Here is a 25,197-nt window from a genome sequence, read left to right as displayed (position 1 = left end):
ATGCCGGCGCACCGGACACCTCGGTGCTGGCCGCGACGTTACCTGACCGATACCGGCATGGACTCCTTCAGCTTTACCCGAATCTGGATCGCTACCTCATCAGCCAGCACCAGACTCTCCTGTCCCAGCCCAAAATCGAGCCGGTTGACGCGGAAGCTGCCGGTAAACTCATTGGCCGATGATACCGTGAAGGGAATGGTCACGTCGCGTTCAATACCTTTCATGGTCAGGGCAAATACCCCTTCGTATTTATTACGGCCGGTCTTCCGGACAACTTTAGACGCCAGTTCGATCCGGGGGTACTTGTCGGCCTGAAAATAATCGGGCCGTTGCAGGTGCTTATCGCGCAGCGAAATACCGGTCCGGATGCTACTGACCGGCACTGACGCCCGGATATCAGCGTTACCTAGTTGGTTGGGGTCAAAGGTAATATCCGCTTCCAGCTCTTCCAGCGTACCGTTAACGGTAATGCCGGCATTCTGAATCTGGAAGGATACAGCGGAGTTTTCGATCTCTGTCCGGCCGCCGGACCAGGCAAAGGCGAGCAGGAGCAACAGGGCAGGCAATAGTTTCATAATGTCTTCAGATAAGCCAGCAACGCCTTACGGTCGTTTTCCGGCAGTTCCATCCCAAACTCATGCCCGCGCACCGCCCGGTGCGTAACACCCGCGCCTTTAAAGCCGGTCGGCACGTAATCGTCACGCAGCCGCCGGGGATCGATCAGGTCTTCCAGATTGGCCAAGGAGCCGTCGTGCAGGAATGGTCCGCGATACCAGAGCCCTTTGAGAGACGGCACTTTGTAATAGCCGGTGCCACGCCGGGTTTTCATCGTATAGTTGGGGTCGGTACCGATGGAAATGTCAAAGATGTCGTACTTCTTCCGGTGTTCGTCCGGCACGGTAAAGCCATCCACCGGCGTCAGCATATTATTGGTAAAAGCCGGGGGTGTATGACAGGTGACGCAGCCTTGTTCGGCAAAGATGAGTTCGCCGTGTTTGGAAAGGGCAGTGGGTTTGTTGGGATTCGCCGGATGCTCAAGCGAGTAGATGTATCTGGCCAGGGCATACAACTGGGCTTCGCTGTACCGAAGGCCTTTTTTCGGATCGGGCACCTCTTTAAAGCCTTTGCCGCCGGGGACAAATCCGTCGTAACTGGCGATCATGTTCACCGACTGATTCAGGGCCGCGTACCGCATCAGGTCACCGATGTTCCGGTGGCGGTTTATGCCGCTATGGTCCAGGTATTTTCTATCTTTCACCCCAATCAGGTTGGGAATCTGCGGGGGAAACAACACACCGGCGCCTTCCCGCAGCATGGTTCCCGGCGGCATGGCATCCAGCGCATCGGCAATAACTGCTTTGGGTTGTTTACTCAACTGCGTATGAGGATCGTCGGCCAACCACGGAGCCGACATCAGGGCCCGGATAAATCCCTGGGCAGCGGGTTCGGGGACATTGTAATTCCGGTACGCAAAAGCTACCCGCTTCGAATCCGGCTGGTTGCCCTGGGCCCCTTTGATGACCGATCCGTCGGGCAAAACGCGTGTGTGGCACATAACACAACCCAGGCCACTGACCACCACCAGCCCTTTTTTGGGGACTACATACCGCGCAAACGGCATAATACCGTCTTTGGTAAGCGGCATTTTCGTGTACGCGTACATGGCCGGATCACGAACTTCACGAGCGGTAAATACCCCGGAGGTATCCGTTGGCGCATCAAACACGAGTTCGCCGGCCTTTATCCAGTCTTCTTCGGTTTTCAGTTTAGCCGGATCAAAAACAACTTCCGGCTCCTGTTGATGGAGCCACTCCCAGTAACCCTTCGGCTCCCGGCCGGGTGCGTAGATGGGATAGCTCTTGTAGATGACCATCTCCGGCATCTGGTAATAATAGTCCGGAGAAACGTTTTTGGGTGAGGCTTTGGGGGTCGCCAGCGGCAGTTCGTAGTCGGCCAGCGCCGTACTGTCCCACGTCCGGGGAATCTCTGGCGTAAACGGCACCGAAAGCAGCGCTTTTTCACCAGCAGGCTGCGTTGTGTAGGCAAACAACCCGGCCACAACGGCCAGAAGAAGAGTAAAGGAGATTTGTTTCATAACTTGCTCGCCAGGTAAGCTACTGAAAGGTAGCACTTTTACCTGTTAAGCTGGTTATGTTTTGATTATTCGGTAAACGGTTCCCGGTACGATTTTGTCAGGGCGATACCAGTTGCATCATGATCCCCGACAGGTACCCCATGTAGGTCCCGGCGGCATAGCCCAGAATCGCCATCAGCACACCCACCGGAGCCAGCACTGGATGAAAGGCAGCCGCCACAATGGGGGCCGAGGCTGGTCCGCCGATGCACGACTGACTGCCGACTGCCAGAAAGAAGAACGGAGCCCGGATCAGCCGGCTGAAGCCAATCATCAGCAGGGCGTGAAACAGCATCCAGATCGCTCCCACCAGCATCAGACCCGGGTGGTCGGCGATAGACAGGATGTTCATCTTTAGGCCTATGGTGGCAATCATCAAGTACAGAAACACATTGGCTATCTTGGAAGCGCCGGCCCCTTCCAGGTTCCGCACCGGGGTGAATGACAACCCCACACCGATGGCCGTGGCCAGCCCAACGATCCAGAAAAAAGGTGCATTGAGACTGAACTGGTTCAGGGCCGGGTAATTGACTTCAATCCAGGGGCCGATCTGGTTGCCCATGGCGTGCGCCAGAGCCGTAGCACCAAAAGCTACCGCCATAATCACCATAAAGTCGGTTAATGTTGGAATGCGCCGGATGGCTTCGGCTTCCTGCTGCACCCGTTCCTTCACCTCTTCAACCGCGCTGGCGTCGGCCCTGAGCCATTTGTCGACTACGGTCGACTTACTGGCTCCGTATAACAGAAAGGCGAGCCAGAGATTACCAACCATCACGTCGACAGTGACAATGGCCGAAAACAAGGCATTGCTGGGCTGAAACACTTCTTTCAGGGCGGTCTGATTCGCACCACCCCCGATCCAGGTGCCGGCCAGGGTAGCCAGTCCGCGCCAGACGGCATCGGGCCCCTGCCCGCCTACCAGTTCGGGCGCAAACAGCGACACCAGCCAGACCGCCAGCGGCCCACCCAGCATCACACTCAAGGCACCAGCCACAAACATCAGCACCGACTTCTTACCCAGCCGCCGGAAGGCGTGTAAATCTATACTGAGCGTAAACAGCACCAGACTGGCCGGCAGCAGAATTCGGGAGACAACCGGGTACAGCCCCGTATTATCGCCATCGACCAGCCCGAAGGTATTCAGCAACGACGGGATGAAATAGCAGAGAAGCGTGGTGGGAACGTATTGATAAAAGCGCTGCCAGAACGGCCGGGCGCTCTGGGCCGTAACAAACACGGCCGCCAGGATAACGAAGAGGACACCGAGGGTTATTGGATCAGACATAAAAAAACAAACGCCGACCTCAACTTGGACCGGCGTGTTTATAATTACACTTCATCAACAAACTAAAAACCAAATTGCTGTAGGAGGGGGACTCGAACCACCCACGGTGCGGTTAGCCGCAGCACAAAATCCTGGTGGTCAACCCCAGTCCGCCTAAGCGGGCATTATGCTGTGTTTATCCCGAACTCACCACCCCCGAGACAGGAGGGCACGTCTGCCAATTTCGACATCCTACAGTGTGAGAAAAACGGACCGGCGAGCCGGTATCAAGTTGACCTCGTCGCTGACCTACTTGATCAACTTGACAATGCAAAGTTAAAACCATTTGGCTATTCTTTGCAAATTTCTCATAAAAAATTCTTAAAATTTATGCTTTATTCAAAATTACACTACTTTTGTTGGCATTCATCGAAACAGGTCTTTAAAAAATGGACAAAAATTTAGAAATTGACAATGTCGACCTGAAAATACTGAACCTGCTGATGCAGGATGCCAATATGGCGTACACTGAAATCGGCAAGCGAATTTTTGTTTCGGGCGGCACCGTTCACGTGCGCATGAAGAAAATGGAGCAGATGGGCATTGTCCGCGGCTCGCAACTGGTGATCGACCATACCCGGCTCGGTTGGGACATCAGCGCGTTTCTGGGTATCTACCTCGACAAAAGTTCGCTTTACGAGGAGGTAGCCTCGGAGCTGGAAAAAATTCCCGAGGTTGTTAACATTCACTACACCACCGGCATCTACAGCATCTTTGCCAAGATCGTCTGCCGCGACACCGAACACCTACGGGAGGTATTGCACGACAAAATCCAGCGGGTGGGTGGCATTCAGCGCACGGAGACGTTTATCTCCCTGGAAGAACGCATTGCCCGGCCTATCCCCTTCGGCAGTGGCGACTAACGCCCGCCCAGGGCAAACACTTTCCAATTGTTTTAGTTTTTGAGGAAGCGGACCTGATTCCGAGCCTGTGCCCGCCTGCACCGGCAGGATAACAGGACGAACGGGCCCTGCATTACCTTTTTTGCGATATTTGCCGATCAGACCGGAACGTAGCCACCTTATTACTTGTTAATCCTTTACGACAGCACGGTAAAGAAACCATCCGACTTACCTAATTTATGAGCAAGGACGTTGAAATCTTAGAGAGCATCACCAATTCGGAATACAAATACGGGTTTGAAACGCTGATCGAAGCGGATGAAGCTCCGAAAGGATTGAACGAAGATACAGTCCGCTTCATCTCGGCGAAGAAGAACGAACCCGCCTGGATGCTGGAATGGCGTCTGAAGTCGTTCCGGTATTGGCAGGAGATGACCGAACCCCACTGGCCGAATGTAACCTATCCAAAGATCGACTATCAGGATATTATCTACTACTCGGCTCCCAAACAAAAGAAAGAAGTAAAGTCCTTGGACGATATTGATCCCGAACTGCGCGACACGTTTGAGCGGCTGGGTATCTCCCTAAAAGAGCAGGAGCGGCTGGCCGGCGTGGCCGTCGACGCCGTGATCGACTCGGTGTCTATTGCGACTACCTTTAAAGATAAGCTGATGGACCTGGGCATTATTTTCTGCTCCATGACCGAGGCTGTTCAGGAACACCCCGAGCTGGTGAAGAAATACCTCGGTTCGGTGGTGCCGCCCAAAGACAATTATTTTGCCGCCCTGAACTCGGCGGTATTTTCTGACGGCTCATTTTGCTACATTCCGAAAGGTGTACGCTGCCCGATGGAACTGTCGACCTATTTCCGGATCAACGCAGCCGGTACGGGTCAGTTTGAGCGGACGCTGATCGTGGCCGATGCCGGCAGTTACGTAAGCTACCTGGAAGGCTGTACCGCTCCGATGCGCGACGAAAATCAGCTGCACGCGGCCGTGGTGGAACTGGTCGCTATGGCCGATGCCGAGATCAAGTACTCGACGGTGCAGAACTGGTACCCCGGCGATAAAGAAGGCCGTGGCGGTATATACAATTTTGTCACCAAGCGTGGTATCTGCGACGGCCCGAATTCGAAGATTTCGTGGACGCAGGTAGAGACGGGTTCGTCTATCACCTGGAAATACCCATCGGTGATCCTGAAGGGTGATAACTCCATCGGCGAGTTTTACTCGGTAGCAGTTACCAACAACATGCAGCAGGCCGACACGGGGACCAAGATGATTCACATCGGCAAGAATACCAAGAGCCGCATTGTATCGAAAGGTATTTCGGCCGGTAAGAGCCAGAACTCTTACCGCGGACTGGTGCAGGTGTTTAAGCGGGCCGACAACGCCCGGAACTTCTCGCAGTGTGACTCCCTCCTGCTTGGCGATAAATGCGGAGCCCATACGTTCCCGTACATCGAGGTGAACAACCCGAACGCTACGGTTGAACACGAGGCTACAACGTCCAAAATTGGCGAAGACCAGTTGTTCTACTGCAACCAGCGTGGTATTCCTACTGAGCAGGCCGTAGCGCTCATCATTAACGGTTATGCCAAGGAAGTCTTGAATCAACTCCCGATGGAGTTTGCCGTTGAAGCCCAGAAACTGCTGGAGATCAGCCTGGAGGGTTCGGTGGGTTAATTGAACAGAAGAGTTTTACTATATTTAAGCCTCTGCGGAAACGTAGGGGCTTTTTACGTTTTAAGGAAAGCTAGTTGTCGTTTTAAATCCGGCAGGTTTTGCGTAACTATATTCCAAACTACCGGGAGACTAACACCGAAATAGTCGTGAATCAGGAGGTTTCGAAAATCGGCTATTTCTCGCCAGGGTATCGTAGTATGTACAGCCTTAAATTCCTGAGGTAATTGCCGGCAAGCTTCACCGATTATCTCAAAATTGCGCACTACGGCATCTATTGTCCGTTCGTCCTCTGAAAAGTTATCAAAACTCATCCCTCCTGTGTAACGCTCTATCTTTTCGATACTCTCCAGCATATCTTCGATAAGCAGAGTTGGTAGGCGTTTAGACATATACCAATTCCTTTTTTATAGCATCATAATACCTGGGCTTGATAGCGTCTCTGGTAATCATATCTGTTTTATGCTGTAAAATGGTATTTAGCTCATAGGCTAAGGCAAAATAATTCCAGCCAAGTGACGGTTGCCCCTGTTCAATTAAAATATCAATATCGCTTTCAGGGGTCTGCTCTCCCCGGACAAAAGAACCAAATACGGCTAATGCGACGATGCCGTATTTCTCCTGAAGCACAGCTTTATGCTGCTGCAAGGTTTCAATAATGTCTTTCAGAGTCAACATAACCAGTAAAGCATTGAACAGCGTTCTTAATTGTAAAGTTACATTTTCCTTTGCTGTTTATCCATAAAAATGCCCAGGCCGGCAGCTTTACGCCGGCCTGGGCCCACATAACAGAAAAACCTACACAAAGAACGGCACATCCTTCGGCGCGTACTTACGCATGCCTTCTTCGTTAATCTCCACGCCGATGCCGGGTTTCTCCGAGAGCGGGATAAAGCCGTCTTTGACCATTGGCCCATCGAACTTAACGATCTCCTTGAACATGGGATCTTCGTGGAAGTAGATCTGCCACTCCAGAATCATGAAGTTCGGCACCGACGCGCAAACGTGGCTGGAGGCCATGGCTCCCAGGTACGAGGCCACCATGTGCGGAGCAAACGGCACATAGTACAAATTGGCCAGGTTGGCTATCCGCTGGCCTTCGCCCAAGCCTCCCGCTTTCTGTAAGTCGGGCATGATAATGTCTACTGCCCCAATTTCCAGCATCCGGCGGAATCCGTGCGCCAGGTAATGGTTCTCACCGGCACAAATCGGTGTACTGGTCGACTCAGAGATGATCTTGTAAGCCTCCACATTCTCGGCGGGGATCGGCTCTTCCAGGAACATCAGGTTCAGCGGCTCCATCATCTTGGCGACGCGTTTACCGGTAGTCATGTCGTAGCGGCCGTGCATGTCTACGCAAATGTCAACTTTAGGGCCGACCGCCTTCCGCACGGCGGCAATCTGGTTATACATCCGCTCCAGTTCGCCGGGGCTGGCCGTCCAGTTATAGCGGTCGTATTTGCTCGGGTCGCCTGCCTCGTCAATGTCGTATTTAACGGCGTTGAAGCCCATCTTGACAGCCTCGCGGGCGCTCTGCGCAAAGTTGTCGGTGCTTTTATCGGTATCGCGGTAGGTACCCGTATCGCAGTAAACCCGAATTCGGTCGCGGTACTTGCCACCCAGGAGCTGGTACACCGGTAACCCCAGAGCTTTACCGACCAGATCCCACAAAGCCGTCTCAACCGCCGATAACACGGCAATGTACATCCCCGCCTGCGCACCTTCGAAAAAACCCGACCGCCGTATATCTTCAAACAGCCGGTTCACATTCAGCGGACTCTTATTCTTAATCCGCTCACCCATCATCTTCACCAGGTGATAAGTTCCCGGCGTAGCATCAACGGCTTCTCCGCACCCCCAGATACCCTGGTTGGTATGCACTTTGACGAACAGACTATGACCATTGCGGATGTACCCGCATTTGATATCCGTAATTTTAAGATCTGATGGGCTGGACGATAAGGGCGTGCGCTCGACCGCCTGCTCCAGCCCCTCGCCAAAGGTGGACAGCGACGTAGCACTAAATACACTGGCAATAGCGCTCTTGGTCAGGAAAGAGCGTCTGGAAGTTGTGCTTGACATTATGGTTGATCGGGTTTAGGGAAGGGGTTCGATTACCAGGTACGGGTTTTCAGAAGCTCCTGAATCTGCTCTTTCGGTACAGGCAACTCGTCGATATGGGCGTTGAGCCACTGCGAGAAATCTTTTTCAATATCGGCAGACCAACGGGCATCAATCTGGCCGGCGGTATACTTGCCCTCGCGCAACCGCTCGTGGCCGAACATATCGCGCAACCGAACAATCTCCGAGGTTTTTACTACTTTTTCGGCTAAGTGAGCCGGAATAAACGCAACAGCCCCATCGCGCCCCAGTACCACATCGCCGGCCATAACGGTAGCCTGCTTAATGCGTGTTGGATGGTTGATCCCAACTAACATCGTATTTAGATCACCCTGCGGATTATGGTGCGACGGATGATAGCTGGTGATAAAAGACGTAAAGGATTTTAACTCTTTTAAGCCACCGATATCGCGGACAGCCCCATCGTAGACAATCCCGTTCCCCGACTTGGCAAAAATAGCGTTACCCACGTTATCGCCAATGGTGGGGCCATCGTTATGGGCGCCAAACTGATCCACCACGTACACATCGCCTTTTACCAGTAGATCCACCGGCCAGGAGTTCTGGCCTCTTTTACCGGCTTTTTTTCCGCGGGCATCAATCGCATTATGAATATCCGGACGGCCCGGTATGAACGTCGCCGTTACGGCCCGACCTACCAGTACACTATCCGGGTTAATCAAACATTGCCAGCCTTCGGCGTATTGGTAGCGGTAGCCCTCGCCTTTCATAACGGCCCAGGCTTCTTCGTGGGTCACCAGCTTCATCCGCTTCAGAATGGAATCAGGTACTTTAGGACGTCCGTCGGCGAAACGCTCTCCTTTCCATTCGGGCGTCAGGAAGATAAGTTCTTCTTTGGAAATTTGTTGTCCCCACGATGCAACAGTCTGCCCCATCATAAGGAAAAGGGAAGCAGTAAAAACAAAGGCTTTCATAAAAATCTACAGAGTGGTTTAGGGATGCAGAATCTGCTCTATATTGAAAGAAACGAATATATAATTTTACTCAATCAATAGGCGCAAATAATAAGTAGATTTTGTAACTTCATCCATCGGCTCGTCTTTTAAACAATCGGGCTTCACCCTCCGTTAAGTACCTAACCTAAGATGCCCGACCGGGTAAACCTGAACGTCACTGTATGAACGCATTAACTCTGACGTTTTATGAACAACTTACAAACTATACAAACTCGTCTTCAGATTGGCGATGTAGCCGCCTACTGGGGAGCAAAATGCCGTTATGAAAAAGTAAATCTACTCGACAGCGAATGGGTTGAGCGCCGGGTCGATACCATTGTTCTTGATGATATCCACCTGCTCGGGCCTGAACGGATTCAAAACTTTAAGCTGCTGCTGCGCAAGTTCAGCAGTCTGACGTATGTCGAGTGCGTAAAACTGTTTCAACTGGCGTTTGCCAAAGAGCCGGGTAACCTGGAGATCGTGGTGAACCGGAACCTGGGCAATATCAGCCTGCGCGACCTCGATAAAACCGGCTATGTACTGGCCATGTGGGATCACGGCAAAATGTTCGCGTTTAACGGCCGGCCCGAAAAAGAAGGAGACAACGCCATCAGCTTCAATGCCGATGCCGTACTGCATTACCTGCAACGCATTGGGGTATATATGTCCTGCAACATCGACCGAGACCTTGTCGAACTGCTCGATGCTGAGCATTGATAATTTTTTAAGCAACAAAAAAGGGGCCTTCAGCCCCTTTTTTGTTAAAATACTAAAAGACTACTCCTTGATAAACAACTTTGACGTCACTTTGCCGGAGCGGCCGGTCATCTGGATCAGGTATACGCCCGTTGGTAACGATGATAGATCGGCTTTTTGGTCAAACCCCTTGATGCCGATTACCTGCTTCACATTGCCTTTCAGGTCCAAAATCCGGTACGTAGCGTTTCCACCGGCTTCTTCGGCATTGGCGATCCGCAACTGGATATAATCCTGAGCCGGGTTCGGGTATATCATAAACTCATCTGTACTAAAAAGAGATAAAGTACCGGCAGGCAAAGATGAGGGCGAAAACGACTCCGGAGCGGAATAGCCGGAGCAATCGGCTTTTACCCGCCAATTGTAGGTCTTCCGGCTGTTAAGCCCACTCAGTTTTATCGAATTTGTCTGAACCGTAATGGTAGTAGTCCAGCTCTTCTCATTAGAGAGTTTATACTGAACCGTATACACCTGAGCACTCGAAACAGCATCCCAGTTTAGATTTACGGCACCTGAACCTGCCGAAGTGGCTACCAGGTTTGTTGGCGGCTGGCAGGCGGCTGGGGGTGCAGTTGTCGTAAATGAACTTATAACTGAAAGGTCTGAACAGTTGGCCTTCACCTGCCAGTCATAGGTAGTAGTCGCCAACAGACCAGTTAAGGCGTAGCTGGTTCCTGTAACCGAAGGCAGGACAATCCAACTGGCAGCGGAACCCATTCTGTACTGAACCGTATAGCTGGTAGCCTCCGCAACAGCCCCCCACGACAATGTTGCCGAGGTATGGGTCAGATCAGAGGCAACCAGACTACCAGGCGCTGCACAGGGAACCGCTCCCTGCGTCGTAAATGTAACAGCGGTCGAGAAGCCGGAGCAGTCGGATTTGACCCGCCAGTTGTAGGATTGGCCGGCTGTCAATCCTGAAAGGGTCCTGCTGGTTGAGGTGGTTGTTCCGGCGCTGGTCCAGGTGGAGGCCGAACTCAGCTTATATTCAACCGAGTAGTTGACTGCGCCCTGCACCGGGTTCCAGGATAGCGTTGCCGAATTCTGTGTGATATCAGCCGTTACGAGGCCCGTTGGGGCGGCCGTGTTTCCACCCGACACAATGCAGGATGCGTTCTGTACCCGGCTGCGGATCAGATTACCCGGCACGGGACCAAATCCATTCTGGAAGTTAATACCCGTGCTAGTGAGGTGGCAATAACTCATGATAGTGCCCCCGTTTGTTGGCGCTGGTCCGGGCGGGCAGCTCACGCCATTGACAGCTTCGGTTGTATAACAATTATCCAGCGCACCTTTGGTACCATCCGTTCTTACCCAGCCGCACCATTGCGTGTGGTTGGAGCCAATATTATGACCCAACTCGTGCGTTACCACCTCAACGGTCCAGGAATAGGTTGGGTACGTCGAGAAGCTGTTATAGATCATGCTTACCCCGTGGGCGTATGACTTGGCGCAAAGCACATCGAGGTAAGCAATACCTCCACCCAGGCTCCGGGTCGTCAGCAGGTGCGCCAGATTACCGGTAAAATTGCTTCCAATCCGGTTGCGGAATGCGGTAAGCGCCGTACTTGTCGAGGTAGTCGAGGCATACGGGTCCGTTGAGGTCCAGATGTAGAGTTGCGAAATCTGAATATCAATATTTTCATTCTGATACAGGGTAGCGACCTGGTTAAAGAAACCGTTCACATAGTTGGATACGTTGGTAACGCTCGACCCTTTATCCAGATATAACTTATAATCAGCCTCAAAGTAAACGGTGACCGTCTTGCAGGCAATGCCGCTGGTAGCCCCTACCCGACCGCCTTTGTCATTAACCGGCGATTTGTCTTCGGCAAAACAGGTGAAGTTATGCGGCACCTTCAGGTCTTTCTCCTGGTACAGGATATGGTCTTCCGAGCCGTCATCCATCCGGCCAATGACCCAGTTACCCGTTTCGTCGGAAATGATGCCCGATACTTCATTGCGAAAGACGCTGATAGCAGCCAGTGAGTTTGCATTGCCTTTGATAATACCCCGGTAATGAACCCCTCTGTCGACATCCATATTTTCCTGTGGCGTATTACCCCGCGTCCCTACGGTGAAATCAGACGTGGTTACTTCAACTCTGGCTAACTCCAGTTGAATGGCCGGCCCACCGGCTACGGGAATTGTCAGGGTAAGCGCCGGGTGCGGGCTGTTCAGCAGGCGGTTGATGGCACCCCGATTCAGTTGAAGGGCCGTTCCCTGTTCAAGAACCTGCTGGTTCCGGCGGTGGGGACTGCCTCCCGAAAATAATTCTTCCTGGGGGAAGAAGCGATTGCTGCGAACTTCATTCAGCCATTTGGCAACGCCTTTCTGGGCAAAGGCGGGGCTGGCGGCCCCTATGCCTAAAGCAACTAATAATAAGTACGTGTACCAGACACGGCCAAAGGATAAGTGTTTCATAAGATCATGCTAAGTAGGTTAACTGTTTACGAAATTATGAATCATTTACACTGAGGCAAAGAAAGTTACAAATTCTTTTAAAATTTTAATTTTCAGTACATTACGTTTACAAGAAAATTACTTAAGCAGGTCGGACAGAAATACTTATAAAGGCTGTAAAGAATCTTTTTGCGAAGAAAATAGATGATGTTTTTTTATTTTTATTTTTGCTCTATGGAGCTTTGTGAGTAGAGAAATTTGTATTCCTGAAGCGTTCGTATGAGAAAACAAAACTATTAATCATAAAAAAATGACCTATTTTAACCGCCGGAATTTATTTCTGCTTACCCTTCTTTCTGTTTTTTCGGCAACAACCTTTTCGTGCTCATCGGGCAGCAAAGCCGACAGTCGGCAAGCCGACCAAACCTCTACGGAGTCGGCTGACGTGAAAACGGTCAGCGCAACCGACGAAGACAGCAAAGCAACGCCGGCCGCCCAGACATCCACCGTTGATCCAACCACGATCCCGCCCGGCAAGAAAGCCGATGCGGCTACGATCATAGCCCGGCAGCAGGTGCCCATCTTATGTTACCACCAGGTTCGCAACTGGCGTGAAAAAGACTCTAAGACCGCCCGCGACTACATTGTACCGTTAGATCTGTTCCGTCAGCAGATGAAGATGCTGGCCGACAGCGGTTATCATACTATTTCGCCCGACCAGCTATACGCCTACCTGACTACGGGCGCAGCTCTGCCCTCGAAACCAATCATGCTGACGTTTGATGATGGTGATCTGGATCAGTACACCGACGCCGTACCCATCATGAACAAGCATGGCTTTAAAGGGACGTTCTTTATTATGACCGTGGCTATTGGCCGCCGGGGCAAGCAACCGTATATGGATAAGTCGCAGATCAAAGCGCTGTCGGATGCCGGACATACCATTGGCTGCCATACCTGGGATCACCACAACGTGAAGAAGTATGAGGGCAAAGACTGGGTAACGCAGATTGAAGAGCCGACCAAGAAGCTGGAAGAAATTACCGGCAAACCGGTGCGTTATTTTGCCTATCCGTTTGGTTTGTGGAATTACCCGGCTACCCAGGAGTTGAAGAAGCGTAACTACCTGGCGGCTTTCCAACTGGCCGAAAAGCGTGACCCGCAGGAGCCGCTCTATACGGTTCGCCGGATTATCGCCAGCGGCTACTGGAGCCCCAAAACGCTGCACAACGCCATGGTGGCCAGCTTTAAAGGCACGAAGTAAGCTGATTTGTATAACCCAAAAGAGCCTGCGGCCAGTGGCCGCAGGCTCTTTTGGGTTATAGCCATGCTATTGTACCAGCTCTAATTCATCCAACTGAGCCGTAATAAACTCCATTTCGTCGGAAGAGAGTCGCACCCGGATTGCTTCTGCGTTCTGGATGGCCTGTTCGGCATTACGGGCACCCACCAGCGCAATGGTGATACCCGGCCGCTCGATTGTCCAGCGCAGCACCAGTTGGCTAAGCGTTACCCCTTTTTCATCGGCCATCGGTTTGATCTTGTCCAGTATGGCGTTGGTGCGGGCTATATTTTCCTCCTTGAAATAGCGGTAAGCTGCCCGGTGATCACCTTCAGCAAAGACATGCCCCGGCCTGATCTTTCCGGTTAGTAAACCCCGCTCCAGCGGACTGTAGGCCAGAATGGCTTTGTTATGTTCCAGGCAGTAGGGCACTACGTCCTGTTCAATTTCCCGGCGGACCATGCTGTACGGTACCTGGTTAGAGACCAGTTTAATGGTCTGCTCAGCCTCCCGCATCTGCCCGCCATTGTAGTTGCAGACACCGGCGTAGCGCACCTTACCCTGTTCGATCAGCCGCTGCACGGCCTCCATGCTTTCGCTGATGGGCGTAGTTTTGTCGGGCCAGTGTATCTGGTACAGGTCGATATAATCGGTGCCAAGCCGTTTCAGGCTTTGCTCACATTCGTAGATAATGCTTTCTTTTCCGGCATAGCGGTGAACATCGATGTCCTGACCCGCGTTGTTTTCGCTCTTAAAAGCCAGTTCGCCCTGGTTCAGATCCCACCGCATACCGAATTTGGTCAGTATCTGCACGCGATCACGCGGGTAGTCTTTGATCGCTTCGCCGACAATTTCTTCGCTGGTCCCCTGTCCATAAATGGGAGCCGTATCGATGGAGGTAACGCCTAACTCATAGGCGGCTTTGATAGCGTCAATTGCTCCTTTCCGTTCGGTGCCACCCCACATCCAGCCACCGGCGGCCCAGGCGCCAAACGTAATTACTGAGACCTGTAACTCAGAATCTCCTAGTTGTCTGTATTCCATCTAAAGTTGAGTTTTAGTGTAAAACATATTTATCCCAATGCAACAGCAGGTCTGTGGGGATCAGGTGTGTCGGCGTTTCGGCCTGATCGGTTACATCCACAGCGGGGCAACGAACCGTAAATATGGATGACGCCTGGCGCGCAAACCAGCGGTGACCGACACCGGGCGCCCAAATGACATAATCACCATCGTTTTGCAATAAAACGTGCTGCCACTTCCCCCCGGCGCAGAAATAGATCTCAAAACGCCCGTTACCAATCAGCATAGACATGGTGGTGGCCGTCTGATTAAACGGAAACGATTTAGCCTCGTGGTGACCGGCCGGATGGGAAAAGAGCTTGAGTTCAAAATCTCCCTGTGCCTGCTCAAATACCCCATGACGGCCCAAACGGCAGCGAAGGCCATGCTCCGGATCAATAAACCGGGCTACGAACCAGCCGCCACGGGGTGCTCCATCGGCATAAGCATTTCCAGTAACAAGCAGATCAGTCGGTAACTTCATTGGGCTTAATACTCATAATTTGCCAGTTCATCCTGCTCCAGTTTGCCGACGGCCCGGTTGTAGCGCCGACGGTCGAACTCCCGCTCGTTATTAGCGATAAACAGGGTGGCCGCCGTGTTGCCGATCAGATTGGTAATGGAACGGGCTTCGGACATAAACCGGTCGACGCCCAGTAGCAGCGCCAGCCCCTCAATCGGGATTACCTGAATAGCCGTAAGCGTGGACGCCAGCACGATAAAACCGCTACCCGTTACCCCGGCGGCCCCCTTGGAGGTAATCATCAGAATACCAATGATGGTCAACTCCTGCCCCAGCGTCAGGTCGATGTGAAACACCTGCGCCAGAAAGATGGTAGCCATGGAGAGATAGATGGTGGTGCCATCGAGGTTGAAGGAGTAACCCGCCGGGACCACCAGTCCGACAACCGAGCGAGAACACCCTAGCGACTCCAGTTTATCCATGATCTGCGGCAGCACCGACTCCGACGATGATGTTCCCAGGACAATCAGAATTTCTTCTTTAATAAACTTCAGAACCGCCCACAGGCTGACTTTATAGTAGCGCAGAATCAGGTTCAGTACCACGAAAATAAACAGGAACATGGTCAGATAAACCGTACCCATCAGTTTAGCCAGTGGCAACAGCGTAGCCAGACCATACTTACCGATGGTAAACGCCATACCACCAAATGCCCCCAGCGGGGCCAGCACCATCACTACGTTCAGGATGTTGAAAAACACCCGCGACAACCGTTCGAAGGTTTGGATCAGGGGCAGACCGCGCTCACCCATGCGGGTAAGCCCAACCCCAAACAGCATGGAGAACACCAGTACCTGCAGAATCTCGCCCTCCGCAAAAGCTTTAACTGCGTTACTGGGTACAATGTGCAGAAAGAAGTCTACCCAATCCATGCCTTTTCCCTGCTCCGCGTATTTCGAAACCGTATCGGCAGCCCCACCCGCCACGGCCGTAGTCTGCACGCCCTCGCCCGGCCGTACCCAATTGGCTATCACCAGGCCAATCACCAGGGCGAGGGTGGTAACCACTTCAAAATACAGCAGTGCCTTCCCGCCTACCCGGCCTACCTTCTTGAGGTCTCCCATATTACTGATGCCTAACACAATGGTCAGGAAAATAATGGGCGCAATGACCATTTTGATCAGATTGATGAACAAGTCACCGAGGGGCTTTAATTTCGCGGCTGTTTCGGGGAAGAAATGACCGACCAGAATACCCAGGGTAATGGCGATCAGCACGCGAAAGGTCAGGTTGTTCAGGAGCTTCAAAATAGTTGGCAGTTTACAGTCAGCAGCAGGCGGTACTCAGTGGGCAGTTTGCTGCAGGCAATTTAGCAATAGTTGGCAGATGATTTATTCGTATAACGCAATTTGAGCAAAGCCGTGGCACGTTTACTGCTTACTGCGAACTGCCCACTGCCTGATCAAGATAGCTTACTGCACACTTCCCACTGGTGTAAGCTGGCTTTTAATATCCCGAATGCGTTCGTTGAAGTTCAGATTATGAAAATCCACGTCCGGCATCCGGATGGTCTCCAGGTATTCCAGTACAACCGGATCGTGCGGAATACGCTTGCCGGTCAGCACACTGACGTATTTGGAAGTCATCCAGAGGACATTTTTCAATTGAGTACGGGCGTCATTTGTCATGTAGAACTCCGTAATGAGTGTATCCTCGTTGACATAAATGATCCGCGACATGATGCGTACCCACTCGCTGACCAGCGCCGGCCGGATGTAGGCAATCTGGTGTTGATACACCACCCAGCTCGTCTTAAGTTCACGGAACAACTGCCCTGGATCAAACCCGTAGTGCTTGGCCACCTGGTCTTCTCGGGCGTTGAAATAATAATCCAGGTACTTGGCGTTGTTCAGGTGCTGGAGCGGGTCGCAGTCCTGGAAACGAATGATTACCCGCGATTCGGTTTCGGTCGGGTAAGATTTATTAGGATCTCGTTTAAACATTTTACCTTGAAATTACTCTAACAAAGAGATAACGCTACCGGGCTGTAAAGTTTCGCAAAAATGGTAAAATCATACTACCGGCGTAACCGTAGCCCCTCTATTTGCGTTGATTATTTAGTAAATGTGTACACAAAACCAATCCAATTAAAAAAATGAATCGTTTGATCTTATCGCTTTTCCTGCTATTTGTCGTCCTTACGGCGTTCGCTCCTTCGAATAGTTCCGATGCCGTAGTTGGCACCTGGCTAAACGGCACCAAAAAGGGACATGTGCAGATTTATAAACAGGGGGACCGGTATTATGGTAAATTAATCCATCTGACGGAGCCGAATGATCCGGCAACCGGTAAACCGAAAACCGACAACAAAAACACCAATGCCTCTTTACGGAACCGCCCCATACTGGGCCTGAACATTATGCAGGGCTTCAAATATGACGGTGACAACGAGTGGGTAGACGGAAAGATTTATAACCCGGAGGATGGTAAAGAGTATAGCTGCAAAATGACGCTGAAAGACCCGAATACGCTGGATGTACGCGGTTACGTGGGCATTTCGCTGATCGGCAAGACACAAACCTGGACGCGGATCAAGTAAACCAGCCAGCCGGAAGCTGATTTTGGCTCTCGGAAACGCTCTCCATTGGGGAGCGTTTTTGTTTTTACGCCTTATTCTGTTTGTGTCCCTTCGAACTTATCCTATTTTTGCCGCGCAACCGCTGTGTCGGTCTTTGTCTGTTTCATAATTACACGATCATTTACCTTTTCCCTTACAATATGGCACATCGTAAAATGCGCATGGGTATGGTAGGCGGCAGCCTGGAAGCTTTTATAGGAGCCGTACACCGCCGGGCCGCTGTCTTCGACGGCGAAATTGAACTCGTTTGCGGGGTATTCAGTTCAAACCCGGAAAAATCGAAACAAACCGGCCATGCCCTGTATCTGCCCGAAGACCGGGTATACACCAGCTACGAGGAGATGATTATGCGGGAGAAAGAACTCCCCGAAGGCGAACGCATGGACTTCATCTCCATCGTAACGCCCAATCATATGCACTTTCCGCCCGCCAAGATGGCGCTGGAAAACGGCTTCCATGTCATGTGCGACAAGCCGATGACCCTCAACCTGGAAGAAGCCAAAGAACTGGCCGCCATCGTTGAACGAACCGGTCTGCTCTTCGGCCTGACCCACAATTACACCGGCTACCCGATGGTGAAAGAAGCCCGCGATATGGTGCGCAACGGTAAACTGGGTAAACTGCGGAAGATTGTGGTTGAATACCCGCAGGGCTGGCTCTCCAAGCTGGAAGAAGCGACTGATTACAAACAGGCCATCTGGCGCACCGACCCGACCAAGTCCGGAGCCGCCGGCTGTATGGGCGACATCGGTACCCACGCCGAAAACCTGGCCGAATACATAACCGGCCTGAAAATTACCGAACTTTGTGCCGACCTGACCACTTTTGTGGAAGGCCGCAAGCTGGACGACGATGGTAACGTGCTGCTTCATTTCGAGGACGGCGTAAAAGGCGTACTGCACGCCAGTCAGATTGCCAACGGCGAAGAAAACGCGCTGAACATTCGCATCTACGGCGAACTGGGTGGCCTTGAGTGGCACCAGATGGAGCCCAACACGCTGATCTACAAGTCAAACGAAGGCCAGCGGATTTTCCGCCCGTCGGTAGGTGAGTTATCAGCAGCCGCCAAAGCCCATATCCGGATGCCATCGGGCCACCCCGAAGGGTTCTTTGAGGCTTTTGCCAACCTGTACCGCAATTTCGCCTTCGCCCTCCGTGCTCACATGAGCGGTCAGCCGCATGATCCGATCTACGACTTCCCGTCTGCACAGGACGGCGTCCGTGGTCTGGCATTCATTGATACCGTCATCAAATCCAACCAATCCAACGAGAAGTGGACGAAGTTTGTCGAGTAATAATTCTGAATGATTGAATTACTGAATGATAGAGTGACGGGACCATTCACAGCTGAGTCTTAAATAGCTCACCAAGTGAATTGCGGACCTTACATGACCAGCAAAATCGAGTTCATTCAACGGATGCAAAGCAGAACAAAAGATTTTGCATTGCGTAGTATTCGGTTATTTCGGGCTTTGCCTAAAACAGAAGAAGCCAGACTGATAGGAAAACAGTATTTGCGTGCAGCAACATCAGTGGCAGCTAATTATCGTGCCGTTTGCCGATCCAGAAGCAAAGCTGAATATTTTGCCAAACTCAGTATTGTAGTTGAAGAGACAGATGAAGCGTTGTTTTGGCTCGAAATTATGATTGCAGCTGAAATCTTACCTGAAGTCAAGCTTAAAAGCTTGGTGGAGGAAGCCACTGAACTGTTGGCTATTTTTTCTTCAGCTCGTAAAAACACAATCATCAACAAGAAAGCAATGGCAAACTCAACCATTCAATAATTCAAAAATTCGTTCATTCAATCATTTAAAAACCCTCATGTCAAAAATTAAAGTTGGTGTGGTTGGTACGGGTTTTATCGGACCTGCCCACATTGAAGCCCTGCGCCGGCTTCCAAACGTTGAAGTGGCTGCCCTATGCGAAGTAAGCCAGGAACTGGCCGAATCGAAAGCCGCTCAGCTCGGTATCGAACGGGCGTATACGTTCGAGGAACTGCTGAAACAGGACGATATCCAGTCGATCCATATCTGTACGCCGAACTTCCTGCACTATAGCCAATCGAAAGCTGCGCTGGAGGCTGGTAAGCACGTGATCTGCGAAAAACCCCTGGCCAAAGACCTGGCTGAAGCCGAAGAACTGGTTGAACTGGCTGCCAAAACCGGTCTGGTCAACGCCGTGCACTTCAACCTGCGGTATTACCCGCTGGCGCGTCAGATGCGCGTGATGCGGGAGAAAGGCGACCTGGGCGAGGTGTATTCCATTATAGGATCGTACCTGCAGGACTGGCTGTTCTATAATACCGATTACAACTGGCGTCTGGAACCCGATAAATCGGGCGACTCACGGGCCATTGCCGATATTGGTTCGCACCTGATGGACATCATCGAGTACATCACCGGCCTGAAGACGGTTGCCGTGATGGCCGATTTCAACACCATCCACAAAACCCGCAAGAAGCCGCTGAAGCCTGTAGAAACCTATTCGGGTAAGATGCTGCAACCGGAAGACTATGCCGATGTGCCCATCAACACCGAAGACCACGCCAACGTGCTGCTGCGGTTCGATAACGGCAACCGGGGTGTTATTACAGTATCGCAGGTATCGGCCGGTCGTAAGAATCAGATGAAGCTGGAGATTGCCGGTTCCAAGAAAACGTTCGCCTGGAACTCAGAAGCTCCGAACGAAATGTGGGTAGGTAACCGCGACGGCTACAACCAGACGCTGACGGACGATCCATCGCTGGTATACGCCGAAGCCCGGTCGGTCATCAGCTTCCCCGGCGGTCACAACGAAGGATTCCCGGATACGTCGAAGCAGATGTTCAGGGAGGTGTACGAAGCCGTTGCCGCCGGCAAGCAGCCCGAGAACCCCACCTACCCGACCTTTGCCGATGGCTACCGCGAACTGCTGATCTGCGAGAAGATTTTGGAGAGTAATCGGAAGCAGAGCTGGGTGGAGGTTTAAAGAGTAAAAGAGCGAATGAGCGAAAGAGTGGGGTGCGTAGTCTAGTGACATGGAAGCAGACGACTTTAGGGATAGTAAATGGGTGGAAGAGCCACCTGTTGAGTACTCAGGGTATACAAAAGGGCAGTTTCTGGATGATATTGAACGTCGTCTGAAACAATTCATGCTTCGGTGTATCAAGGTCTGCCAATCCTTACCAGATGCTTACGACGCTCAGCATTTTGCTCGACAGCTTATTCGCTCATCATCTTCGTCGGCGGCAAATTTCAGAGCCATTCGAAGGGGCCGCAGCCAGAAAGAATACTACGCGAAACTGAGCGTGGTAATTGAGGAGCTAGACGAGTCCCTGTTTTGGCTTGAAACGCTGACTTTCACCGAGACAGTAGTCGAAGGCCGATTGCACGACTTAATTGACGAAGGATATCAGGTATTGAAAATTTTAGCTAAATCCCGTAAAACATCCAGCGGAGAGTGAAAGCGCAGCCAACCCGCTCTTTCATTCTTTCGCTCTTTCACCTTTAACTACTATGAAGACAATCAAAGGCCCCGGCGTCTTTCTGGCGCAATTCATGGGCGATGAAGCGCCGTTCAATTCGTTAGATTCCATTGCCCGGTATATGGCCGATCTCGGTTATAAAGGTATTCAGCTACCGACGTGGGACCCTCGCGTAATTGACCTGAAACAGGCGGCCGAAAGCCAGACCTACTGCGATGACCTGAAGGGCGAAGTAGCAGAAGCTGGCCTGGAGATTACCGAACTGGCGTCGCACCTGCAGGGGCAGTTGGTGGCCGTTCACCCGGCGTATGCGGCTATGTTTGCCGGCTTCGGTCCGGCCGAAGTGGCGAACGACCCTAAAGCGCAGCAGGAATGGGCGACGCAGCAGTTGATGTGGTGTGCCAAGGCCAGCCAAAACCTTGGATTGAAGTCGCACCCGACGTTCTCGGGCGCGTTGCTATGGCCATTTATGTACCCGTGGCCGCAGCGCCCGAACGGACTGGTCACCACCGGCTTCCAGGAACTGGCTAACCGCTGGAAACCGATTCTGGATGCGTTCGATGAAGCGGGTGTCAACGTAGCGTATGAGCTGCACCCCGGCGAAGACCTGCACGATGGTGTTACCTTCGAGATGTTCGTGAACTACCTGAACGGGCACCCCCGCGCCGGTATCAACTACGACCCCAGCCACTTTGTGCTGCAGCAGTTAGACTACCTGCAGTTCATCGACTTCTACCACGACCGGATTTTTGCCTTCCACGTCAAGGACGCCGAGTTCAATCCAACCGGCAAGCAGGGCGTGTACGGGGGCTATCAGGGCTGGGTAGAGCGGGCCGGCCGGTTCCGCTCGCTGGGCGACGGGCAGGTTGATTTCAGCAGCATTTTCAGCAAGCTGTCGCAGTACGATTACGACGGCTGGGCCGTATTGGAGTGGGAATGTGCCATCAAGCACCCCGAGCAGGGCGCGGCCGAAGGAGCCCCGTTCATCGAGAACCACATCATCCGCGTGACCGAGCGGGCCTTCGACGACTTCGCCGGAACCGGTGCCGATGAAGACTTCAACAAGCGGGTATTGGGACTTTCTTAGTTTCGGCGGTTGTAACGTTTGAGAATTAGGTGCCGGGCTTTGGAGTCCGGCACCTTTTTTCTTTATTTGCCGCATGCCTATCCCAGATTATCAGACACTGATGCTGCCCCTCTTAAAGCTTGTTGCTGATGGGCAGGAATATAAGTTTACTGGCTTAGTTGATACTCTAAGCGAGTCGTTTAAACTTACCGAAGAAGAACGTACAGAGCTATTACCTAGCGGACAAACTTTCACATTTGGCAGTCGTGTAAGTTGGGCACGGACCTACCTTAAGAAAGCAGGATTGCTGGACTCCCCTAAACGTGGAACGATCCTTATTACACCAAGAGGTAAGGAGGTACTTAGGCAAAAACCCGGGCAGATTAATGTGGCCTTCTTGAAACAATACCCAGAGTTTCTAGAATTTCAGAATACTAAAAAGCCAGAAAATGGAGAAATCGTACCTGATATCATCATTAATCCTCAACAGACTCCTGAAGAGACCTTAGAGACTGCTTACCTAAGCATTCGGCGTAGTCTTGCTCAGGATCTTATCGACAGAATTATTAACCTCCCTCCTGCCTTCTTTGAAAAACTTGTTGTAGAACTGCTGGTGAGAATGGGATATGGCGGCTCAATAAAAGACGCCGGCAAAGCTATCGGCAAAAGTGGAGATGAGGGTATCGACGGTACTATTAAAGAGGATAAACTTGGCCTGGATATCATCTACCTTCAGGCCAAAAGGTGGAAGCCGGGCAACATCGTAGGTCGCCCGGAAATCCATAAATTCATTGGCGCCTTAGCTGGGCAGGGTGCCAAGAAAGGTATATTTATCACTACCTCATCCTTCACGCGGGAAGCGCTGGAATTTGTGCCCCGTAATGAAACCAAGATTGTTCTGATCGATGGTGAACAACTAGCTCAACTGATGATCGATTACAACCTTGGTGTTACGGTACAGCAGGTATTTGAAGTCAAGCGAATTGATAACGATTACTTCAGCGAAGAATAATTACTTCTGATACGCCGTAATCGTTTCGATACTGCCGTCGGGGCGGTACTTCAGCTCGGTTACTTTGACGCTGCGCAGGTGCGTCTTGCCACCAGACTGGACACTGTCGTGGTAGAACAGATACCACTTGCCGCCGACCTCGACAATAGAGTGATGATTGGTCCAGCCTACTACGGGATTCAGGATAACACCCTGGTAGGTAAACGGACCGTATGGCGAGGTTCCGGTAGCATAGGCAATGAAATGGGTATCGCCGGTCGAGTACGAGAAATAGTATTTGCCCTTGTATTTGTGCAGCCAGGCCGCTTCAAAAAAGCGTCGCTTGTTGTCACCGGCCAGCAGGGGCTTTCCGTCTTTATCGACAATCTTCACATCCCGCACCGGCTCCGCAAAGCTCAGCATATCTTTACTCAGGCGAGCCACCTTAGGACTGATAGCCGGCTGGTCATTCTTCGGGTATTCGTCTTTCGGATTATACTTCCCCGTTTGCCAGCGCTGAAGCTGACCGCCCCAGATACCGCCGAAATACATGTACGAATTACCGTCGGCATCGGTAAACACCGCCGGGTCGATGCTGTAACTGCCTGCGATGGGTTTCGGTTCTGCTTTGAACGGCCCCGCGGGTGATGAACTGGTCGCTACCCCGATCCGGAATACGTCTTGTTTATCTTTAGCCGGAAAATACAGGTAGTACTTGCCGTTTTTGTAAGCCGCATCGGGAGCCCACATCTGCCGGCCTACCCAGGGGACATCTTTTTTATCCAGGGCAACACCATGGTCAGTTACCTTGCCACCGATCCGGTCCATAGACAGCACGTGATAATCGCGCATGTCGAAATGGTCACCGTTGTCGTTCTGGGGGATACCCGCTTCAATGTCGTGCGAGGGGTATATATAAATCCGGCCGTTGAATACGTGAGCCGAGGGGTCAGCGGTATAGATGTTTGTAACCAGCGGCTGGGCGATCGGTTTAGCCTGACTGCCAGCGTTATTCTGGCAAAAACCGGTTGATACAGCGGCCATTAAAATGGCGGCCGTAGAGAAGCATAAAAAGCCTTGATTATTCATTTGACGGTTTGTATTTGCCAAAAATAAGCAGAATAAGTCCAGTTTCTACCTTGATTTTTGCGAACCACTCAGTTATCGTTTGATGATCTGTTCTAACCAAGTCCTGATTTTTTAAGTTAAGCTAAGGCTTTTCCCGTAGCCCCTTATCAGGTAGATCTGGTTAAAGTGGATCGCAGTGCTTACTGATGGCCTAACATACGATTACCTTTGTGCAACGCTATTATCTAAAACATGAATTGGTACGAAGACGAAATACGCCAACTTGAAAAAAAGATACAAACCCAGTCTCCAGACAATAAGCCCGTTGTTTTTTACGGCAGTTCGAGTATTCGCCTGTGGGATAAGCTCACCGAAGACTTTCCTCTTTGCACATCGCTCAATTTAGGCTTTGGCGGGTCAACGCTGGCGGCCTGCACCTGGTTTTTTGAACGCGTGGTAGTGCCGGCCAGGCCTTCTTCACTGATTCTCTACGCGGGTGATAACGACCTCGGCGACAACCGCCACCCCGAAGAAGTTTACCTGTTCTTCTGTGCTTTCTCCGACAAAGTTCAGCAGTATTTTCCGGCTATTCCCTTTACCTACCTATCCGTAAAAGCCAGTCCGGCACGTTGGCACAATGCCGGAAACATCCGCCGGACCAACGATCTTATTCGCGGAAAGACCGGAGAGTTTCCCAATTATTTTTTCGTAGATATGTTTACACCCATGCTGAACGATGCCGGACAACCCCGCCGGGAGTTGTTTGAAGCCGATGGCCTGCACCTCAACCGGAAAGGGTATGAACTCTGGCGCGATGTATTGACGCAGCACCCGCACATTTTCTCATGACTTCACCGGAGAAAGCTCACCAGCAAAGGTTTCCCTCATCAGCGTCGCAACCAGAGCGAGCGCGCCAGGTTATAAATTGGCAAAAATGATACTG

General features: G+C 51.8%; 25 protein-coding genes. 12 read left to right on the top strand and 13 right to left on the bottom strand.

Annotated features, from left to right (window positions below; all coding sequences use genetic code 11):
* Nucleotides 1–38: 38 nt before the first annotated feature.
* From ABD949_RS17425 to ABD949_RS17415, 3 genes are all read right to left on the bottom strand, one after another.
* Complete coding sequence (locus ABD949_RS17425) at nt 39–575, bottom strand: YceI family protein (RefSeq protein ID WP_345245256.1); 537 nt, start codon at nt 573–575, stop codon at nt 39–41.
* Nucleotides 572–2,095, bottom strand: a complete 1,524-nt coding sequence (locus ABD949_RS17420; RefSeq protein ID WP_345245254.1) for a hypothetical protein — start codon at nt 2,093–2,095, stop codon at nt 572–574. Before ABD949_RS17420 ends, ABD949_RS17425 begins: the two co-directional genes overlap by 4 nt.
* Nucleotides 2,096–2,192: 97 nt before the next feature.
* Entirely contained in the window at nt 2,193–3,419 is a 1,227-nt protein-coding gene (locus tag ABD949_RS17415) for a DUF819 family protein (protein WP_345245252.1), read from the bottom strand.
* A gap of 428 nt (nt 3,420–3,847) precedes the next feature.
* Here ABD949_RS17415 and ABD949_RS17410 point away from each other — a divergent pair, with 428 nt between their 5' ends.
* Nucleotides 3,848–4,321 carry an Lrp/AsnC ligand binding domain-containing protein gene (locus ABD949_RS17410; RefSeq protein ID WP_345245250.1) on the top strand — a complete coding sequence of 158 codons (474 nt, stop codon included), beginning with the start codon at nt 3,848–3,850 and terminating at the stop codon, nt 4,319–4,321.
* A gap of 218 nt (nt 4,322–4,539) precedes the next feature.
* Nucleotides 4,540–5,985: a Fe-S cluster assembly protein SufB gene (gene sufB / locus ABD949_RS17405; protein ID WP_345245248.1), complete on the top strand. Its 1,446-nt coding sequence runs from the start codon at nt 4,540–4,542 to the stop codon at nt 5,983–5,985.
* A gap of 53 nt (nt 5,986–6,038) precedes the next feature.
* On the opposite strand, the gene ABD949_RS17400 is transcribed toward sufB, so the two are convergent.
* The 4 genes from ABD949_RS17400 to ABD949_RS17385 form a co-directional block, all read right to left on the bottom strand.
* Entirely contained in the window at nt 6,039–6,374 is a 336-nt protein-coding gene (locus ABD949_RS17400; protein WP_345245246.1) for a HepT-like ribonuclease domain-containing protein, read from the bottom strand.
* Nucleotides 6,367–6,660 carry a nucleotidyltransferase family protein gene (locus ABD949_RS17395; RefSeq protein ID WP_345245244.1) on the bottom strand — a complete coding sequence of 98 codons (294 nt, stop codon included), beginning with the start codon at nt 6,658–6,660 and terminating at the stop codon, nt 6,367–6,369. Before ABD949_RS17395 ends, ABD949_RS17400 begins: the two co-directional genes overlap by 8 nt.
* 120 nt (nt 6,661–6,780) lie before the next feature.
* Nucleotides 6,781–8,064, bottom strand: a complete 1,284-nt coding sequence (locus ABD949_RS17390; RefSeq protein ID WP_345245242.1) for a mandelate racemase/muconate lactonizing enzyme family protein — start codon at nt 8,062–8,064, stop codon at nt 6,781–6,783.
* 32 nt (nt 8,065–8,096) lie between these two features.
* Nucleotides 8,097–9,038 carry an RraA family protein gene (locus ABD949_RS17385; RefSeq protein ID WP_425576767.1) on the bottom strand — a complete coding sequence of 314 codons (942 nt, stop codon included), beginning with the start codon at nt 9,036–9,038 and terminating at the stop codon, nt 8,097–8,099.
* A gap of 228 nt (nt 9,039–9,266) precedes the next feature.
* Here ABD949_RS17385 and ABD949_RS17380 point away from each other — a divergent pair, with 228 nt between their 5' ends.
* Nucleotides 9,267–9,779 carry a hypothetical protein gene (locus ABD949_RS17380; protein WP_345245240.1) on the top strand — a complete coding sequence of 171 codons (513 nt, stop codon included), beginning with the start codon at nt 9,267–9,269 and terminating at the stop codon, nt 9,777–9,779.
* A gap of 60 nt (nt 9,780–9,839) precedes the next feature.
* Here ABD949_RS17380 and ABD949_RS17375 read toward each other — a convergent pair whose 3' ends face one another.
* Nucleotides 9,840–12,242 (bottom strand): fibronectin type III domain-containing protein, encoded by a 2,403-nt coding sequence (locus ABD949_RS17375; protein WP_345245238.1) that lies wholly within the window; start codon nt 12,240–12,242, stop codon nt 9,840–9,842.
* 289 nt (nt 12,243–12,531) lie between these two features.
* On the opposite strand from ABD949_RS17375, the gene ABD949_RS17370 reads away from it, so the two are divergent.
* Complete coding sequence (locus tag ABD949_RS17370) at nt 12,532–13,485, top strand: polysaccharide deacetylase family protein (RefSeq protein WP_345245236.1); 954 nt, start codon at nt 12,532–12,534, stop codon at nt 13,483–13,485.
* Nucleotides 13,486–13,551: 66 nt separating this feature from the next.
* On the opposite strand, the gene ABD949_RS17365 is transcribed toward ABD949_RS17370, so the two are convergent.
* From ABD949_RS17365 to ABD949_RS17350, 4 genes are all read right to left on the bottom strand, one after another.
* Nucleotides 13,552–14,547, bottom strand: a complete 996-nt coding sequence (locus ABD949_RS17365) for an aldo/keto reductase (protein WP_345245234.1) — start codon at nt 14,545–14,547, stop codon at nt 13,552–13,554.
* Nucleotides 14,548–14,560: 13 nt separating this feature from the next.
* Nucleotides 14,561–15,049, bottom strand: coding sequence for a hypothetical protein (locus ABD949_RS17360; RefSeq protein WP_345245232.1), 489 nt, complete (start codon nt 15,047–15,049; stop codon nt 14,561–14,563).
* Between the two features lie 5 nt (nt 15,050–15,054).
* A complete protein-coding gene (locus ABD949_RS17355) occupies nt 15,055–16,335 on the bottom strand; it encodes a dicarboxylate/amino acid:cation symporter (protein WP_345245230.1) in 1,281 nt (426 codons plus the stop codon).
* Between the two features lie 165 nt (nt 16,336–16,500).
* Nucleotides 16,501–17,031 (bottom strand): acyl-CoA thioesterase, encoded by a 531-nt coding sequence (locus tag ABD949_RS17350; RefSeq protein WP_345245228.1) that lies wholly within the window; start codon nt 17,029–17,031, stop codon nt 16,501–16,503.
* A 152-nt stretch (nt 17,032–17,183) separates the two neighbouring features.
* Between ABD949_RS17350 and ABD949_RS17345 the strand changes: the two genes are divergently transcribed.
* From ABD949_RS17345 to ABD949_RS17315, 7 genes are all read left to right on the top strand, one after another.
* Nucleotides 17,184–17,627 carry a DUF2147 domain-containing protein gene (locus ABD949_RS17345; protein ID WP_345245226.1) on the top strand — a complete coding sequence of 148 codons (444 nt, stop codon included), beginning with the start codon at nt 17,184–17,186 and terminating at the stop codon, nt 17,625–17,627.
* A 200-nt stretch (nt 17,628–17,827) separates the two neighbouring features.
* The gene (locus tag ABD949_RS17340) at nt 17,828–18,961 is read left to right on the top strand and encodes a Gfo/Idh/MocA family protein (protein WP_345245545.1); all 1,134 of its coding nucleotides are present in this window, start codon (nt 17,828–17,830) and stop codon (nt 18,959–18,961) included.
* 93 nt (nt 18,962–19,054) lie between these two features.
* A complete protein-coding gene (locus ABD949_RS17335; RefSeq protein WP_345245224.1) occupies nt 19,055–19,450 on the top strand; it encodes a four helix bundle protein in 396 nt (131 codons plus the stop codon).
* A gap of 37 nt (nt 19,451–19,487) precedes the next feature.
* A complete protein-coding gene (locus ABD949_RS17330; protein ID WP_345245222.1) occupies nt 19,488–20,633 on the top strand; it encodes a Gfo/Idh/MocA family protein in 1,146 nt (381 codons plus the stop codon).
* 49 nt (nt 20,634–20,682) lie between these two features.
* Nucleotides 20,683–21,108, top strand: a complete 426-nt coding sequence (locus tag ABD949_RS17325; protein ID WP_345245220.1) for a four helix bundle protein — start codon at nt 20,683–20,685, stop codon at nt 21,106–21,108.
* Nucleotides 21,109–21,160: 52 nt separating this feature from the next.
* Nucleotides 21,161–22,216, top strand: coding sequence for a sugar phosphate isomerase/epimerase family protein (locus ABD949_RS17320; RefSeq protein WP_345245218.1), 1,056 nt, complete (start codon nt 21,161–21,163; stop codon nt 22,214–22,216).
* 73 nt (nt 22,217–22,289) lie between these two features.
* Complete coding sequence (locus ABD949_RS17315; RefSeq protein ID WP_345245216.1) at nt 22,290–23,207, top strand: restriction endonuclease; 918 nt, start codon at nt 22,290–22,292, stop codon at nt 23,205–23,207.
* Here ABD949_RS17315 and ABD949_RS17310 read toward each other — a convergent pair whose 3' ends face one another.
* The gene (locus tag ABD949_RS17310; protein ID WP_345245214.1) at nt 23,208–24,275 is read right to left on the bottom strand and encodes a glycoside hydrolase family 43 protein; all 1,068 of its coding nucleotides are present in this window, start codon (nt 24,273–24,275) and stop codon (nt 23,208–23,210) included.
* A gap of 231 nt (nt 24,276–24,506) precedes the next feature.
* Between ABD949_RS17310 and ABD949_RS17305 the strand changes: the two genes are divergently transcribed.
* Nucleotides 24,507–25,103 carry a GDSL-type esterase/lipase family protein gene (locus ABD949_RS17305; protein ID WP_345245212.1) on the top strand — a complete coding sequence of 199 codons (597 nt, stop codon included), beginning with the start codon at nt 24,507–24,509 and terminating at the stop codon, nt 25,101–25,103.
* Nucleotides 25,104–25,197 lie beyond the last annotated feature (94 nt).

The sequence above is a fragment of the Nibrella saemangeumensis genome (assembly GCF_039541915.1).
Classification (GTDB): domain Bacteria; phylum Bacteroidota; class Bacteroidia; order Cytophagales; family Spirosomataceae; genus Nibrella; species Nibrella saemangeumensis.
This window is presented reverse-complemented; position numbering and strand designations above follow the sequence as displayed.